General features: G+C 70.9%; 13 protein-coding genes and 1 pseudogene. 3 read left to right on the top strand and 11 right to left on the bottom strand.

Going from position 1 to position 13,677, the window contains the following annotated elements; translation table 11 throughout:
• Positions 1 to 25: 25 nt before the first annotated feature.
• The 8 genes from P3T39_RS11335 to P3T39_RS11300 form a co-directional block, all read right to left on the bottom strand.
• The gene (locus P3T39_RS11335) at positions 26 to 910 is read right to left on the bottom strand and encodes a hypothetical protein (RefSeq protein WP_280697351.1); all 885 of its coding nucleotides are present in this window, start codon (positions 908 to 910) and stop codon (positions 26 to 28) included.
• Positions 907 to 1,854: a type II secretion system F family protein gene (locus tag P3T39_RS11330; RefSeq protein ID WP_280697350.1), complete on the bottom strand. Its 948-nt coding sequence runs from the start codon at positions 1,852 to 1,854 to the stop codon at positions 907 to 909. The genes P3T39_RS11335 and P3T39_RS11330 overlap by 4 nt, the downstream gene beginning before the upstream one ends.
• Positions 1,854 to 3,404 (bottom strand): CpaF/VirB11 family protein, encoded by a 1,551-nt coding sequence (locus tag P3T39_RS11325; protein ID WP_280697349.1) that lies wholly within the window; start codon positions 3,402 to 3,404, stop codon positions 1,854 to 1,856. The genes P3T39_RS11330 and P3T39_RS11325 overlap by 1 nt, the downstream gene beginning before the upstream one ends.
• Entirely contained in the window at positions 3,394 to 4,461 is a 1,068-nt protein-coding gene (locus P3T39_RS11320; protein ID WP_280697348.1) for a hypothetical protein, read from the bottom strand. Before P3T39_RS11320 ends, P3T39_RS11325 begins: the two co-directional genes overlap by 11 nt.
• Positions 4,461 to 5,276, bottom strand: coding sequence for an SAF domain-containing protein (locus P3T39_RS11315; RefSeq protein ID WP_280697347.1), 816 nt, complete (start codon positions 5,274 to 5,276; stop codon positions 4,461 to 4,463). The genes P3T39_RS11320 and P3T39_RS11315 overlap by 1 nt, the downstream gene beginning before the upstream one ends.
• Positions 5,277 to 5,387: 111 nt before the next feature.
• Entirely contained in the window at positions 5,388 to 6,308 is a 921-nt protein-coding gene (locus P3T39_RS11310; RefSeq protein WP_280697346.1) for a hypothetical protein, read from the bottom strand.
• A 14-nt stretch (positions 6,309 to 6,322) separates the two neighbouring features.
• On the bottom strand, positions 6,323 to 6,709 hold the full coding sequence (locus P3T39_RS11305; protein ID WP_280697345.1) for a hypothetical protein: 387 nt from the start codon (positions 6,707 to 6,709) through the stop codon (positions 6,323 to 6,325).
• Positions 6,710 to 7,080: 371 nt separating this feature from the next.
• A complete protein-coding gene (locus P3T39_RS11300) occupies positions 7,081 to 7,929 on the bottom strand; it encodes a hypothetical protein (RefSeq protein WP_280697344.1) in 849 nt (282 codons plus the stop codon).
• Positions 7,930 to 8,160: 231 nt separating this feature from the next.
• Here P3T39_RS11300 and P3T39_RS11295 point away from each other — a divergent pair, with 231 nt between their 5' ends.
• The 3 genes from P3T39_RS11295 to P3T39_RS11285 all read left to right on the top strand — a co-directional run bounded on the left by P3T39_RS11295 (position 8,161) and on the right by P3T39_RS11285 (position 10,830).
• The gene (locus tag P3T39_RS11295) at positions 8,161 to 8,592 is read left to right on the top strand and encodes a pyridoxamine 5'-phosphate oxidase family protein (RefSeq protein WP_280697343.1); all 432 of its coding nucleotides are present in this window, start codon (positions 8,161 to 8,163) and stop codon (positions 8,590 to 8,592) included.
• A gap of 176 nt (positions 8,593 to 8,768) precedes the next feature.
• Positions 8,769 to 9,224 carry a MaoC family dehydratase gene (locus P3T39_RS11290; RefSeq protein WP_280697342.1) on the top strand — a complete coding sequence of 152 codons (456 nt, stop codon included), beginning with the start codon at positions 8,769 to 8,771 and terminating at the stop codon, positions 9,222 to 9,224.
• Positions 9,225 to 9,546: 322 nt separating this feature from the next.
• Positions 9,547 to 10,830 carry an MBL fold metallo-hydrolase gene (locus P3T39_RS11285; RefSeq protein WP_280697341.1) on the top strand — a complete coding sequence of 428 codons (1,284 nt, stop codon included), beginning with the start codon at positions 9,547 to 9,549 and terminating at the stop codon, positions 10,828 to 10,830.
• 22 nt (positions 10,831 to 10,852) lie between these two features.
• On the opposite strand, the gene P3T39_RS11280 is transcribed toward P3T39_RS11285, so the two are convergent.
• The 3 genes and pseudogenes from P3T39_RS11280 to P3T39_RS11270 all read right to left on the bottom strand — a co-directional run bounded on the left by P3T39_RS11280 (position 10,853) and on the right by P3T39_RS11270 (position 13,115).
• Positions 10,853 to 11,929, bottom strand: coding sequence for an ADP-ribosylglycohydrolase family protein (locus P3T39_RS11280; protein WP_280697340.1), 1,077 nt, complete (start codon positions 11,927 to 11,929; stop codon positions 10,853 to 10,855).
• Positions 11,930 to 11,997: 68 nt separating this feature from the next.
• A pseudogene (locus P3T39_RS11275) lies at positions 11,998 to 12,348 on the bottom strand (DUF389 domain-containing protein); the annotation flags it as partial.
• Positions 12,349 to 12,710: 362 nt separating this feature from the next.
• Positions 12,711 to 13,115, bottom strand: a complete 405-nt coding sequence (locus P3T39_RS11270; RefSeq protein ID WP_280697339.1) for a hypothetical protein — start codon at positions 13,113 to 13,115, stop codon at positions 12,711 to 12,713.
• Between the last annotated feature and the right edge of the window lie 562 nt (positions 13,116 to 13,677).

Here is a 13,677-nt window from a genome sequence, read left to right as displayed (position 1 = left end):
GTTCTCCAGGCGAAGTGGTGGGCGGCTAGACAACGTTGAGCATCTGGTAGAGCGCGGGAAAGACGATCAGCACCGTCATCAGCAGCGTGAGCACCGAGCCCGGCGCGACCATCCGTTCGCTGTCGGTGTTGGCCTTCGTCAGTTCCTCGGCGAGCAGCTCGCCGCGCAGGCTCTTCGCCCGCGCGCGCAGGGTGTCGTACACGGCCGCGCCGTCGGTGCCGGAGATCCGCATGATGTCGGCGACGTCCTGCAACGGGGTGAGGCCGAGTTCGACGGCGAGTGCGTCCAGGCCGTCCCAGGGCGGGAGCCGGTCGGTGGCGGCGCGTTCGAGGGCATCGCGGATCCGGCGGAAGACGGTGCCCCGGCCGACGGCGGCCGCCCGCCGCAGCGCCTCGGCGGGACCGCAGTCGGCGGCCCGTTCCAGCGCGACGAGTTCCAGGTAGGCGACGAGGCCGTGCAGGTACTCCGTCCTGGCCTCCTTGGCCTCACCGGCCACGAGGGCATCCGGGACGAGCCAGCCGAGCAGCGCCAGCGCGGGCCCCAGCACCAGGGGGGCGGCCACCGGCAGCCCGATGCCGACCACGGCCGCCATCGCCACCAGGTATCCGGGAAGCAGCAGGCCGATCAGCGCGAAGAGCAGCTTGTGCGCCATGAAGCGGGCCGGGGTGCGGCCGATCAACGCCAGTTGCTGGTGCGGGATTCGGGCACCGGGCAGGGAGAGCGAGCGCTCACCGACCCGGTCGTACCAGGAGAGCTGCTCCTGCTCCTCCACCGGGCGTCCGTCCGGGACACGGTGCAGCCGGTCCAGGGCCTGTCCCAAGTCGGGTGGGGAGGGCCGGAGTTCGGCGGCCAGCAGGGCGAGGCCACCGGCGGCCACGGCACCGGCCAGCACGGCCCAGGGCGAGATCACCGGACCTCCTTGACCAGCGGGTCCTCGTGCTCGGCCGGATCCGCCATCGGCAGCCGGCCCGCCTTGCTGCGCCGGTCGGGTTCGAGCAGGCGGGGTGGCGGGGTGTGCCGGGCCAGCGAGCGCATCCAGGAGATCACCAGGACGAAGGCGGCCGAGACCACGCCGAGCACCACCTGGCCGACGAAAGTCCCGTACGGCGCCGTGTAGTGGTCGTTGAACGCACCGACCGCCAGCACCCCGACGATGATGGCGACCAGCCAGCGGATGGTGGTGCGGTGCTTGGCCCGGTCGGCCTCGATGGCGCGGCGCTGGCGGACTTCCTCGCGGACCGACTCGGCCAGGTCGGCGAGGGCCCGGGCCAGCCCCGGGCCGCTGTCGCCCGAGCGCAGCAGCAGGGCGGCCAGGACCTTGTCGGCGGTGGCGTCGGCGAGGCTGTCGGCGAAGGCCCGCAGCGCGTCCTCGGGGCGCCAGCGGGACTGCAACCGGGCGGCGAGCTCGGCGATCTCACCCTCCAGGGCGGCCGGGGCGGTCCGCCGGCTGGTCAGGATGGCCTGATTGAGACCGACCCCGAGGAGCAGCACGTCGGCGAGCCGTTGGGTCCACTCGGAGAGCGCCTCCAGGCGCTCGATCCTGCGGGTGTCGGAGCGGGTGCTGTCGAAGAGCCAGGGCAGGCCGAAGACGGCCAGTGGCACCAGCACGACGGTCAGCGGAACTCCGGTGAACAGCCAGGCCAGTGGCGCTCCGGCCAGCGCGAGCGCGGTCTGGATCCGCCGCAGCCGGGCGACCTGGGGCGTGGGGCTGCCCGGCGCGCCGTACCAGAAGGTGTGCAGCCGTCCGCTCATCGGGCTGCGGTCGGCCTCCTGGGGCGGGCCGCCGACCAGGGCGGTCACCAGTGCGACGGCGCCGCCGGCCACCAGCAGGCCGCAGAGGACGAAGAGCAGCATCACCGCGCACCGCCGATCCTGAGCGCCAGCGGTGCACCCCAACTCCCGTACGGGTTCTGGAGCAGCGCGGCGTCGAAGCCGGCCCGGCGCAGGTCGTCGATGCACTGCGGCGGGGTGTGCGGGACGGCGCGCGGCTCGCCGTGTTCGGGGCGGGGGCCGAAGACGGTGTTCATCGCGGGGCGTCCGCTCTCGCCGAGGCCGGTGACCTCCAGGACGTGCGAGACGAAGCGGTGGCGACGGCCGCCGACCGCCGTCTCGTCGACCATGGCGACATGGACGATGAGGTCCACGGCATTGGCGGTGAGCCGGTAGGCGAGGCTGTCGGTCATGTGCGCGCCGTACTCCAGGCAGAGTTCGGCGATGCGGTCCACCACCATGTGCGGGCCGCGCGCGTGCAGGGTGCACATCGAGCCGCCCTCGCCGTTGGTCATCACCCGCAGCATCGGGACGACCTCGCCCGAGCGGACCTCACCGACGATGATCCGGGAGAGGGTCATCCGCAGCGCGGCCGGGATCAGCTCGCCGATCGTCAACTCCCCTGCGATGCGGCCGTCCACACGTTCGCCGTTGCCCTCGCGGGCCTCCATCGGCACGACCTGGCGCAGATGGCCGAGGGTGTGCAGCCAGAGCTCGAACTCCGACTCCAGGGTGCCGATCCGCTCGTCCGGCGGGATCTCGGCGGCCATCGCGCGCAGCAGGCTGGTCTTGCCGACGCCCTGGGTACCGGTGATCATCACGTTCTTCCTGGCCCGGATGGCCGAGGCCAGAAAGGCGCCCAAGGTGGCGTCCAGGGTGCCGAGTTGGACCAGGTCACCGAGGGTGGCGGAGGCGACCCGGTGCCGTCTGATCGCCACGTACGGGCGCGGGGTGACCTCGGTGAGCGCCTGCAGGCGCATCCCGCCCTCCAGCCGCAGCGCCAGCGTCGGGCTTGCGGTGGAGAGGCTGCGTTCGCCGCCGCCGTGCTGACGGGCCAAGTCCTGGAGCAGTTCGATGAGTTCCTCGTCGGAGTCGGCCACCGGCGGTACCTGGCGCAGAGGTTGGTGGACGCGGGAGACCCAGACGTCGTCGCAGCCGTTGATCAGGATGTTCTCGATCTCCGGGTCGTCCAGGTAGGGCTGGAGCCGTCCGGCCCGGAACAGCAGGTCGTAGACGGCCTCGGAGAGCGCCCGGTCCTGGTCCCTGGTGGGCGGGACGCCGTGCGTCTGGGCGTGTGCGTCGGACCAGCGGGCGACCGCCTCCTCGATCAGCGCGCGCCCGCGCTGGCGTCGGGTGGCCCGGTCGGCCTCCAGGCCCGAACCGTCGGCCAACCGGGAGAGCTGCTGGTGGAGTTCGGCCGCGACCTGGCGCTTGAGCTCGCGGGCGACCTGCGGATCGACGACGGGCTTGACGGCGACCGGTTGCAGCGCGGGCGCCGCCGTCCCCCGGACCGGTCCCGGCGTGAACCGTCCGGTGGGTGCGGCGGTCGGCACCACCGGCTGGGCGGGGGCCCACGGCAGTGCGGCCGGGTCCACCGTGCCGCCCGGGCTCTTGTGCAGGGGGCTACCGCGCACGGAGCACCTCCCCGTATGCCAACTGCTGCGGCGGCTGCGGCTGGAACGGCGCCGGGGCAGGTGGCTGCGGCACATAGGGCGCCGGGGCCGGCTGCGGCGGCTGCTGGTGCTGCTGGTGCTGCTGGTGCTGCTGGTGCTGCTGGTGCTGCTGGTGCAGATGCTGTTGCTGGTACTGCGGGTACGCCAGCGGGTGCGCCTCGGGCTGCGCCGGAGCGACGGCTTGCGCCGGTATCGGCGGCTGCGGTAGCTGCTGCACCGGCGGCCCCGCCGGGGCGAGCCGCTGACGGCGGCGCCGGACGAGCAGCTGGATCTGGTCGGCCGCCGACCTGGCGGTCCGCATCAACTCCGAGCGCACGAAGCGTCGGTCGGTGGTGTCGCCGCCGTCGGAGAGCACCTGCGCGGTACGCGGAGCGTACGGGAGAAGGCCGAGCGCGGGCAGGGCGAACTGCCGGGACACCTCCGTTGCCGGGTACGGGCCTTCGGCCACCAGCAGCAGCCCGAGCGCGTCCGCACCGGCGCCGGAGGTGTCCAGGTCCTCGCGGAGCGCGGCCAGTCGGGGGCGGGCGGCGCTCAGCCCGCGCAGGGTGGTGCGCAGCACGACGGCGACCACGTCGGCACGGCGGGCGAGCACGGCCCCAGCCCCGGTGGCGCCGGAGCGGCCGAGATCCAGGATGACGTCGTAGCCCTGCGGTTCGAGCGCGTGCAGCGTCTCGACCAGCGGCTCCCAGGTGTAGGCGAGGCCGGGCGCCTGGGCGGGGTCGGTCAGCCCCGGTAGCAGCAGCCGCTCTCCGTTGCCGGCGGGCGAGAGGTCGATCAGTTGCTCCCAGAGGGTCTGGGCGAGCAGGCCGCGCCTGTCGGCGACGGCCAGGTTGCGCAGCCCGTACACGGCCTCGACCCGGCCTTCCAGGGCACCGGCCAGTACGGCGCCGCCGTCCGGGTCGCACTCGACCAGCAGGATCCGGCGGCCGGGCGGCAGGGGCCAGGCCAGCAGCAGGGCGAGCGCACTGGTGGTGGCGCCCGGCGCGCCGGGACCGCCGACGACGGCGACGACGGCCATCAGTTGCCACCCCCGCCCGGGACGCTCGGGCCCGCCGAGCCGCCACTCGGCGTCGCGCCGGTGGACGGAGCGTTGGACGCAGCGCCGGAAGGGCTGTCGGAGGGGTTGGGTGCGGCGGCGGCCGTCCGTGGCGCGAGGATCACCTGGAACTTGCCGCCGGCCACCCAGGACGCCAGCCGGGGTCCGTCGGTGGGCGGCACGGCGACGTCCACCACTTGGCCGCCGTCAGTGTCCACCCGGCCGATGGTGACCACGGTGGCTGCCATGGTGTCCGGCGTCCGGGTGGTACCGCCCTGGCCGTTGCCCTGGTCCGAGGTGGCGACGACCAGTACCCGCAGGCCGGGTTGCAGTTTGGTGGCGGGCAGTTGGGTGCGTTTGGCGGCGAGGCCGACGATCTGCTGGCCGGGCTCCAGCGCCGGGTCGGCCGTGACATCGGCCTTGAGCAGCAGCGCACCCCGGCGCAGGTCCGTGGTGGCGCGCAGCCCGACGGTGCGGTCGCGGTCCCTGGCGTCCAGCGGGCGCAGTGCGGGATCCCCGGCGATCCGGGCGACGACCACGTCGTCGGCGGTGAGCGCCTGCCCCATCGGGACGTCGCGGGCCAGCGCCAGGACGGCGATCCGCTGGCCGGTGCTGTTGTAGAGCACCGCGCCGCCGAGCCCGCCCGCCGCGATCAGCGCCACCGCCATGGCGAGCACGGCCGGCCTGCGGCGGCGGGCGCGCAGGGTACGCGCGGGCGTGTGCGGCACCGCCCGCGCGGGCTCGGGCACGAAGGTGGCGGTGCCGGGGCTCGGCGACGCGAAGGTTCGGTTCTCCACCGGGCTACGGCCTTTCGTACGGGGGATCTTCGACGCGCTGTCAGGGCCGGCGGTCGGGCCGGCTGTCAGAGGCTGGTGGTCGGCTGTGAGGTGTCGGTGGCCGGCCGGCGGTCAGTTGAGGACCTGGACCTCGCCGACCCGGAGCGGGAGCGGCTTGTCGCTGGTCACCGGGAAGTCGAAGGTGAACACCTTCTCCCCGGTGTCGTTGACCACCGCCGTGACCTTCCAGTCGAGTGTGGCGGTCAGGTAGTACCTGCCGTCCTGCTGCCTGCCCGAGCCGGCGCGGTAGAGGTGTCCGCAGTCGGGCGAGGGTGAGCCGCCGGCGTCCGGGTGGTACGCGGTACCGGCCGAGGCACAGTCCACACCGGAGCCGTCGCCGGTGTCCCAGTGCACGCTCGCCAGCGTGACGGTCGCGGTGACGCCGATCTGCCGGCCCTTGGCCGTGGCGGTCAGCGGGCCCGTGGTGGCGTCCGAGCGGTCGTACCAGAGCCAGACCGGGACGCCGACCACGGCGGTGCCGGTCGGGGCGGCGTGCAGCTGCGGCTGGGCCAGCGTGATCATCTTCAGGGCCTTGAGCCCCAGGTCGTAGGGGCGGTCCGGCGGGGGCGGTCCACCGGGCGGCTGGGCGAAGAACATCGGGTCCTTGGGCGTCAGCTGGCCGTCCACGCCACGGCAGTTGACCTCGTACACCGCACCCTCGGACGGCTTGTGGCCACCCCAGGCCGGGTCGCCCGCCGGTGGCTGGTGGTCCGCCTGGTGGTAGTAGCAGCCGTCCGAGGTGGAGAACCACCCAAGCGAATCGTCCCAGCACGGCCACTGCTTGCCGTTCCAACTGCACATCTGCACACCGCCGCCGCTGCCGCCGCCGGGAGTGGACGTCCCCCCGGGATCGGGGCCACCGCCGGGCTCGGTGATGACGATGCAGATATCGCGTACGGCGCATGGGCCCACGCCGCCACCTGGTTCGTCCGCGACCGCCGGTGCGAGGGTGGCGGCGAGCATTCCGAGTAACACGGCGAACGAAATCGCCATTCGCCGACCGGACTTCAGCATGTTCGGTCCACCTCCCGCTTGAAGTCGAAGATCAACCAACTGCCGTCCGATTTGCGGAGTCGAACGGTGGCGGGGTAGCGCGAGAGGCGCTGTTTCGGATCCTTCAGCGCCTTCGTGGCGGCATCCACCTGATGCCAGTCGCCGACATCGAGGCAGTCCTCGATCTCCGCCGTCTGTGGATTGGAGCTGATGTCGATCGCCTTCACCACCGGCGAGTTGTGCGGACTTCCGATCATCACCAGTTTGGCCTCGTGCAGTTGGTGAAGACTGGCCAGGGCCTCACTCAACGCCAGGCCGGTGGAGTACGCCTGCAACTGGGAACCGTCCGCATCGGATCGGCCGAAAGCCGCCGTCTGGGCGTCCCACCAGCTCTGATACATCCTCAGGACAACACGTCCGACGGCCCCTTCGGGACCTTCGGTCGGAGCAACGGTCTGCGGACCCGAACCACTCGAAGGAGCTACTGGAGTCACACTCGCAACACTGGCCCCAGGCGCGGCAAGACGGTCCGTGGAACCGGCGGATCCGCCACCGGCGCATGCGGCGAGAACCGTCAGCAGAACCACGCCGCCGACCCCAACCACCCCAGAGCGCAACACATTTCCGCGCTGCCGCATAGCCCCACCTCGTCGCGACCGGCCCCATCCGTTGCCGCGGCCGCCAGAAGATATCCGCCGTCCCGCAGTGTTGCTTCGGGGCATCGATTCTTCGCCAACCCACCCCTTGCGGCAACACCTTGGGCCCCCTGACCTTACGCGGAAGGCGGATCCGTTGGGGCACTTTCTCGCCACAGAACTGCCAACAGTTCTTCAGAAAGCGACAATCCGGCCAATGCGCCCCGCACGGCGGCCCGATTGCGCATCAGCAACCGGCCGTTCTGGCCGGGAACGAACAGCCGTGCCCCCACCGCCGGGGCCGGTTCGGCCCAGCCCAGCTCGGCCTCCAGCGCGGGCTGGAGCTCCGCCGGGCCGACGGCCGCCGCCGCACCCGGTACACCGTTCTCCAGGACGCGCGCGAGCGCCCAGGCGAACGAGCCCTCCCCGCCCGGGAGTACGGCGTCCCGTCCGCGCCGTCCGGTGGTGAACCGCCCGACTCTCCCCCACAGCGGCACCCGCGAGTGCGCCAGCAGCTCGCCCGCGCCGTCCTCTCCCCCACGCTCCAGCGCCGCCCACGTCTCCCGGTCGGCGACCGTGTCCACCAGCAGCAGGGTGTCCTCGGCCTCCCCGTGCACCATGGTGCTGACCACCCAGTCCCAGGCCAGACCGCGCCGGTAGGCGTTGGCGGAGGTACTGCCACCGGCGACCAGCGCCAGGCGGCGCCCGCGCGGATCGACCACCAGTTGCCCCAGCAGGCAGACGACCAGCCAGCGGGCCGGGCGCTGAGCGGCCGACCGCAGGGCGGTGAGCATGGCGTTGGCGTCCGCGTCCGGCGGCAGCAGAGTCACCCTGCACCCCCGGGTACCGGTGTCGAAGCAGCGCCCGGGCAGCACCTCGGCGAGCAGCCCGGCCCCGTCCGCCGCTCGCGCGGACCCGCCGTACGCGCGGTCGGGACCGCCGTCCGCGCCGATCACCACCAGTTCGATGCCGCCGCCCATCCGCACCGCCCCCTCCTCCACCACCGGGCCCGGCCACGCGCCGCCACGGGGCCCGTAGAGCCGATCTGCTCCGCAACAAGGGCGGACTACCGCCGACAAGCTACCGCCGCCGTGCGCGGCCGAGAATCTGTGCAGCTCGGGATCCAGCTCGGGATCCGGCTGAGGATGGGGCTCGGGATGGAGCCAAGGGACCATGGGCCCTATCGAGCCCGGGGTCGGGACGGCACCATCGGTGCCATGGACCGTGACAAGCGCGTGGAGACCCTGAGCGAGGCCGAGTGCCTGCACCTGCTCAGCACCGTGCCCATCGGGCGCGTGGTGTACACCGAGCACGCGCTGCCCGCTGTGCTCCCGGTGGCCTTCGAGGTCACGACCGACGGACGGCTGATGCTGGCGCTGCGCGCCGGACACACCGTGCCCCGCGCGCTCGACGGCACGGTGGCCGCCTTCCAGGGCGACCAGCTCGACGCGGTGACCAGAACCGGCTGGTCCGTCCTGGTCCACGGCCGCGCCGAGGTGGTGCGTGACCCCGTTCTGCGCGAGCACCTGCTGCACACCGGTCCGCGACCGTGGGTGACCGGCCAGGAGCAGCTGTTCGTGACGATCACCCCGGAACTGCTCAGCGGCCGCCGCCTGCTCCCGGCCGGAAGGGCCGTCCAGACCTCCTGACGCTCCGGTCGCCGTCGCTCCGTTCCATCGGCCCACCGGGTCCATCGGTCCATCGGGTCCATCGGTCCATCGACGTACCGGTCCGTCCTGGGGCTGCCCGCTGACATGTGACCCGCGAGTAGGCATACTCTCCGGGGTCGGAGTCCAGCCAGCAGCACCCCCCACAGGAGCACGTCGTGACGACCTTCGCCTCGCTCGCCGACCTCACCGCAGCCGTCGGCACCGAACTCGGCACCAGCGAGTGGCACCTCGTCGACCAGGAGCGGGTGAACCTCTTCGCGGAGGCCACCGGCGACCACCAGTGGATCCATGTCGACCCGGAGCGCGCCAAGGACAGCCCCTTCGGCGGCACCATCGCGCACGGCTATCTGACGCTCTCCCTCATCCCGGTCCTGGCGAAGGAGTGCTACAGCGTCGACGGCATCCGGATGGCGCTCAACTACGGCTCGGAGAAGGTCCGTTTTCCCGCCCCACTGCCGGTCGGGACGGCGGTCCGGGCCAAGGCCGAGCTACTCTCGGCGACCGAGGTCCCCGGCGGCGTGCAGGCCGTGGTCCGCTTCACCATCAGCAGCGAGAGCGGCACCAAGCCGCACTGCGTGGCCGAGACCATCACCCGTTTCTACGCGGCCTGACCAGAGCTCCCGTTCACGGTCCTGCGAGGGCGCTGACTTCACAGCCGGCCCCGGCAGCACCTGCGGTGACCGACGCTTCGGTGCGGGCCTCCGCAGGTGCTCCGCGCCGTGTTCCAGCGGCAGTTGGTGTGCGCAACCGGAGCCGTTCGAAGTCCACCGAACGGCGTGCTCGCTACCCCGTTCACCAGGTTCGACGGCCGCCGGAACGGTAAGGTCCGGTCAGACGGCTGTCGTACGGCGGTGGGTGTCCGCCGCCGTCGTACGCATCGTCGCGCGTCGGCGACGTCGCCGACGCGCTTGGTTGCGTGCCCATGGAGGTGCTGTGCTCAGCCCCGGCCCCTGGATCTCCCGGTTCACCGCTCTGATCACGCAGCTCGGCACCGGCTCCGGACTCGGCACCGGCATGCGACCACTTCGCGGACTCCCCCGCAGCACCTGGCGCAGGGTCCGTACGAACGCCTTGGGCGGGGCTTTCGGCGCTGCTTTCGGCGCGGAGCCGGCCGGTGAGCGGCTGACCCGGATCCTGAACTCGCCGAACTTCTCCGACGGCGCCTTCCAGAACCCCGTACCGACCAGGCGGCTGGTCTACGACCGCTCGCCGCTGGAGATCACCCGCTCGCAGCTCACCGCCAACCGTCCGCGCCGGGTGCCCGCCGCCGCCGTCCCGCTGCACCGGCTGCGGCCGGTCGAGCTGGCCGAGCCGCCTGCCTCCGGACTGCGGCTGACCTGGCTGGGCCACGCCACCGTCCTGGCCGAACTGGACGGCCGCCGGGTGCTGTTCGACCCGGTCTGGGGCGAGCGCTGCTCACCGGTCAGCTGGACCGGGCCCCGGCGGCTGCACCCGGTGCCGATCTCGCTGACCGATCTCGGTGCCGTGGACGTGGTGGTGATCTCGCACGACCACTACGACCACCTGGACATGGACACCGTCCGGGCCCTGGCCGGCGCCACCGAGGTCTTCGCCGTCCCGCTCGGCGTCGGCGCGCACCTGGAGCACTGGGGCGTACCGGCCGAGCGGATCATCGAGCTGGACTGGTGGGAGTCGGCCCGGGTCGCCGGGCTCACACTGACCGCCGCACCCGCCCGCCACTACTGCAGCCGTGGCCCCAAGACCAGCCCGCACCTCCTCTGGGCCTCCTGGGTGGTCGCCGGACCCGAGAACCGGATCTTCCACAGCGGCGACACCGGCTACTTCCCAGGCTTCGCCGAGATCGGCCGACGGCTCGGGCCCTTCGACGCGACGATGGTGCAGATCGGCGCGTACAGCGACTTCTGGCCCGAGGTGCACATGACACCGGAGGAGGGCGTCCGGGCCCACCTCGACCTGGACGGCCGGCTGATGCTGCCGATCCACTGGTGCACCTTCAACCTTGCCCCGCACCCCTGGGAGGAGCCCGCCGAACGTACGGTCGCCGCCGCACACGCGCTCGGCGCACACCTCGCCGTCCCCCTCCCCGGCCGCCCCTTCGAACCGGCCGAGGCCCCGGCCCTCCAGCTCTGGTGGCGGGCGGTCGCGGTGGTGCCCAAGGGCGCCGAGCTACTGGTGCCCGAGCTCGACACGCCGATCACCGAACGCCCGGTGGAGGGCGACGAGGTCGCCGTCTAGCGCCGGCGCCGCCCGTGGAGCGCTAGCGGGCGGTCAGGACATCCTGCGGGTAGCGGTCCCCGAGACGGCTGCGGTCGCCGTAGGCGAAGTTGAGCACCAGGTCGTCGGCGACCTGGAGGACGGTGTCCCGGCCCTCCACCGTGCTGGTCCACTCGGGCGGGAGGGCCGCCAGACCGTAGACGGCACCGAGCAGGTTGCCGCAGACGGCGCCGGTGGAGTCCGAGTCGCCGGAGTGGTTGACCGACAGCAGCAGCGCCTGACGGACGTCACCGGTTCGGAGAGCGTGCAGGGCGCAGTAGACGGCGATGGCCAGGCACTCCTCGGCGATCCAGCCGAGACCGACCTGCTCGACACCCTCGGGAGTGGCCGGGCCGCTGTCGGCCACCGCCATCGCACGCTGGAGAGCCTCGACGGTCTCGGTGCCCTGGGGCCTGGCCGCGACCTGGGCGATGGTCTCCTGGAGGGCCTGCCGCAGCTCGGTGCCGGTCGCCACCCGGTCGACCAGGGCCGCGAAAGCGCCGGCCGCCAGATAGCCGGTGGGATGTCCGTGCGTCAACTGAGCACAGGTGGCGGCGAGTTCGAAGGCCAGCTCCGGGCCGAACCGGGCCAGGCCGAACGGCGCCGAGCGCATCACGGTGCCGCAGCCCTTGGAGTTGGAGTTGACCGGGCCGAACTTGCCGAACCTCACGGGGGTCTTGAAGCTGCTGCGCTGATCCGCGAGGCCGGTCGTGCAGGCGTTGCCGGGTGCCCGGCTCGCGTACAGGAAGGGCTGGGCCAGCAGCCAGCCGTCCGGCGTCGCCTCGGGCTGCGGCAGGCGCTGCGTCAGCATCCAGCGCAGATACGCCTCGCACATCACCGGCGCAAGATGAGCGCCGGGCGGGCAGCGCAGCAGGCCCTCGGCGGTGAACAGAGTCATCTGGGTGTCGTCGGTGACCTCGATGGGCCGGTCGACGGGGAACCCGGTCACGCCCTGCGGGCCGTAGCGCTCCCGGATCTGCTGCAACCGGAGAAACTCGATGGGCCACCCGAGAGCGTCCCCTACCGCGCCACCGAGCAGCGAACCACGCACCCGGTCGGTGAACTGTACGAGGTCAGTCATACGAAGATCTTCTCAGACATCGACCCGCCGCCGGTGCCTACGGTCGGCCCGCTCGCCAGTGCCGCCCTGAACAGCCCCAGGCCACTCATCAGCAGCGAGAACCCGGTGGTCCGCACCATTGCCATCGCGAACCCCACCATCAGCGCCATCACCGACCGCACGGCGGGCCGGGCCCTGCGCTGCACCACCGCCACACTGAGCCCGGCCAGCGACCCGAACTCCGGGCCGATCGCCATCGCCCCGACGATCAGAATGGCGCTGTCCAGCACCGCACCGCACGCCGCCAGCATGGTGGCCACGGACATGAAGGCCTGATAGACGACGCTGAGGGTGGACTCCTCGTGCGTGATCTCGGAGACCGCTTCCCAGACCAGCGCGTCCACCCTTTCCTCCAGCGCCAACCGCTCCGCCTGGTCGGCCCACACTCCTTGCGCAAGACCTGAGGTGACGGGCGGTTCGCGAGGGACCGCCCGTCACCCGAGGCTCAGGTAACTCAGTGGGAACGATCAGACGCAGATACAGCACAGCGGCTCCAAAGCGCAGGCCTGCCAGCGCAGATAGCCCCACCCACCATAGAAGACCGCAAGCTCCGCCCCTCGGCGAACGACTCTTCATGCGCCGATTTACAGCACTTCCAGCACAGCACAATCCTCGGCGATTTCGTCATCGAGACAGGCGCGGCCTCCCAGGCTCAGCAGACTGTCACCCCGACCTTTCAACCTGAGTGGAACCAGATCCTGAGCTCACGAAATCCAGCTCAATACCGCGCTCCAGGCATCTATCACCAGTCACACCGATACCAGAAGGTCTTTCCCGCCCCTCGCACGGAGTACTGCATGGCATCCAGGGACCTATCTTCCGGAGCTCTCTTCAGAAAGTCGACCAGCACGCCTCCAAATTTCCCCGCCTGGCGGGCGATACCCAGAAATTCAACCTCGGGAGATACCCCAATGAGCTCCGCACTGTTCCAAAGAAGCGCAAGCACAATGATGACATCATAAAGGTCATCCACACTGACAGAGAGCACCGCTGCCCGCAGGCCACTCCTCAGATGACTGACATCATTGGCACGAACCGTCAGAACTGCGGCCCTCTGACAGAATACCGGGAGATATGTTTCACCCATGCTCCGAATAGATGCACTCGCTACGGAGTAATCCCGTTCGCCATCAAACCGCTTCACCATCGCGGTGATTCTAGCGTCGCGCGGAGAAGGAAGGCTGCTCTCCAGATAGTTCTCCCTGCGTTGAATTCGAAGGAACGAAAACGGACTTCCAGAGGAATCATTCATGGTAGTTCCGGGGACTCCAAGTATTGAAGGTCGGACGAAAACGTGCAGCCTCCCCTCAGGAGCCCACGAACTTCGTTTCGATACACAGTAGGTCGACCCTTGTCGGCCTTCCAGATATTGTCAAAACTCATCGGACTTGCCAGATAGAATTTCCGCCGCCCCTTAATTCCCAACTGGATCCAATCTGCATTCCCCCTGGGACTCCAATTCTCTTCATCAAAAAGAACAACATGGCCTGGCCAGCTATGCGCTACCTCAGTATCCTCCCGCCGACCGATGACAATAGTGTCCCCGGACTTGCCAGTACCACTCATCAAACACGTATCGTTGTGAACAAGCAGCGGAGTGCGCCCGGCTAGCCTCAATACCAGTGACTTAAGGATCTTTGCTGGTAGGCTGCCTGTCCAGGAGGTGCCTGGATGCCACGCCCTGGGCAGGTCAAGCCGTCGACGGACGA

The sequence above is a fragment of the Kitasatospora sp. GP82 genome, assembly GCF_029892105.1.
GTDB lineage: Bacteria > Actinomycetota > Actinomycetes > Streptomycetales > Streptomycetaceae > Kitasatospora.
The sequence above is the reverse complement of the archived record's forward strand: the minus strand, read 5'-3'. Positions and strand labels throughout refer to the sequence as shown.

Coding starts and splice junctions, on each gene's coding strand:
- P3T39_RS11330 (WP_280697350.1), bottom strand. CDS start 1,854: ATGCTGCTCTTCGTCCTCTGCGGCCTGCTGGTGGCCGGCGGCGCCGTC.
- P3T39_RS11305 (WP_280697345.1), bottom strand. CDS start 6,709: ATGTATCAGAGCTGGTGGGACGCCCAGACGGCGGCTTTCGGCCGATCC.
- P3T39_RS11310 (WP_280697346.1), bottom strand. CDS start 6,308: ATGGCGATTTCGTTCGCCGTGTTACTCGGAATGCTCGCCGCCACCCTC.
- P3T39_RS11295 (WP_280697343.1), top strand. CDS start 8,161: ATGGACCGTGACAAGCGCGTGGAGACCCTGAGCGAGGCCGAGTGCCTG.
- P3T39_RS11280 (WP_280697340.1), bottom strand. CDS start 11,929: ATGACTGACCTCGTACAGTTCACCGACCGGGTGCGTGGTTCGCTGCTC.
- P3T39_RS11320 (WP_280697348.1), bottom strand. CDS start 4,461: ATGGCCGTCGTCGCCGTCGTCGGCGGTCCCGGCGCGCCGGGCGCCACC.
- P3T39_RS11270 (WP_280697339.1), bottom strand. CDS start 13,115: ATGGTGAAGCGGTTTGATGGCGAACGGGATTACTCCGTAGCGAGTGCA.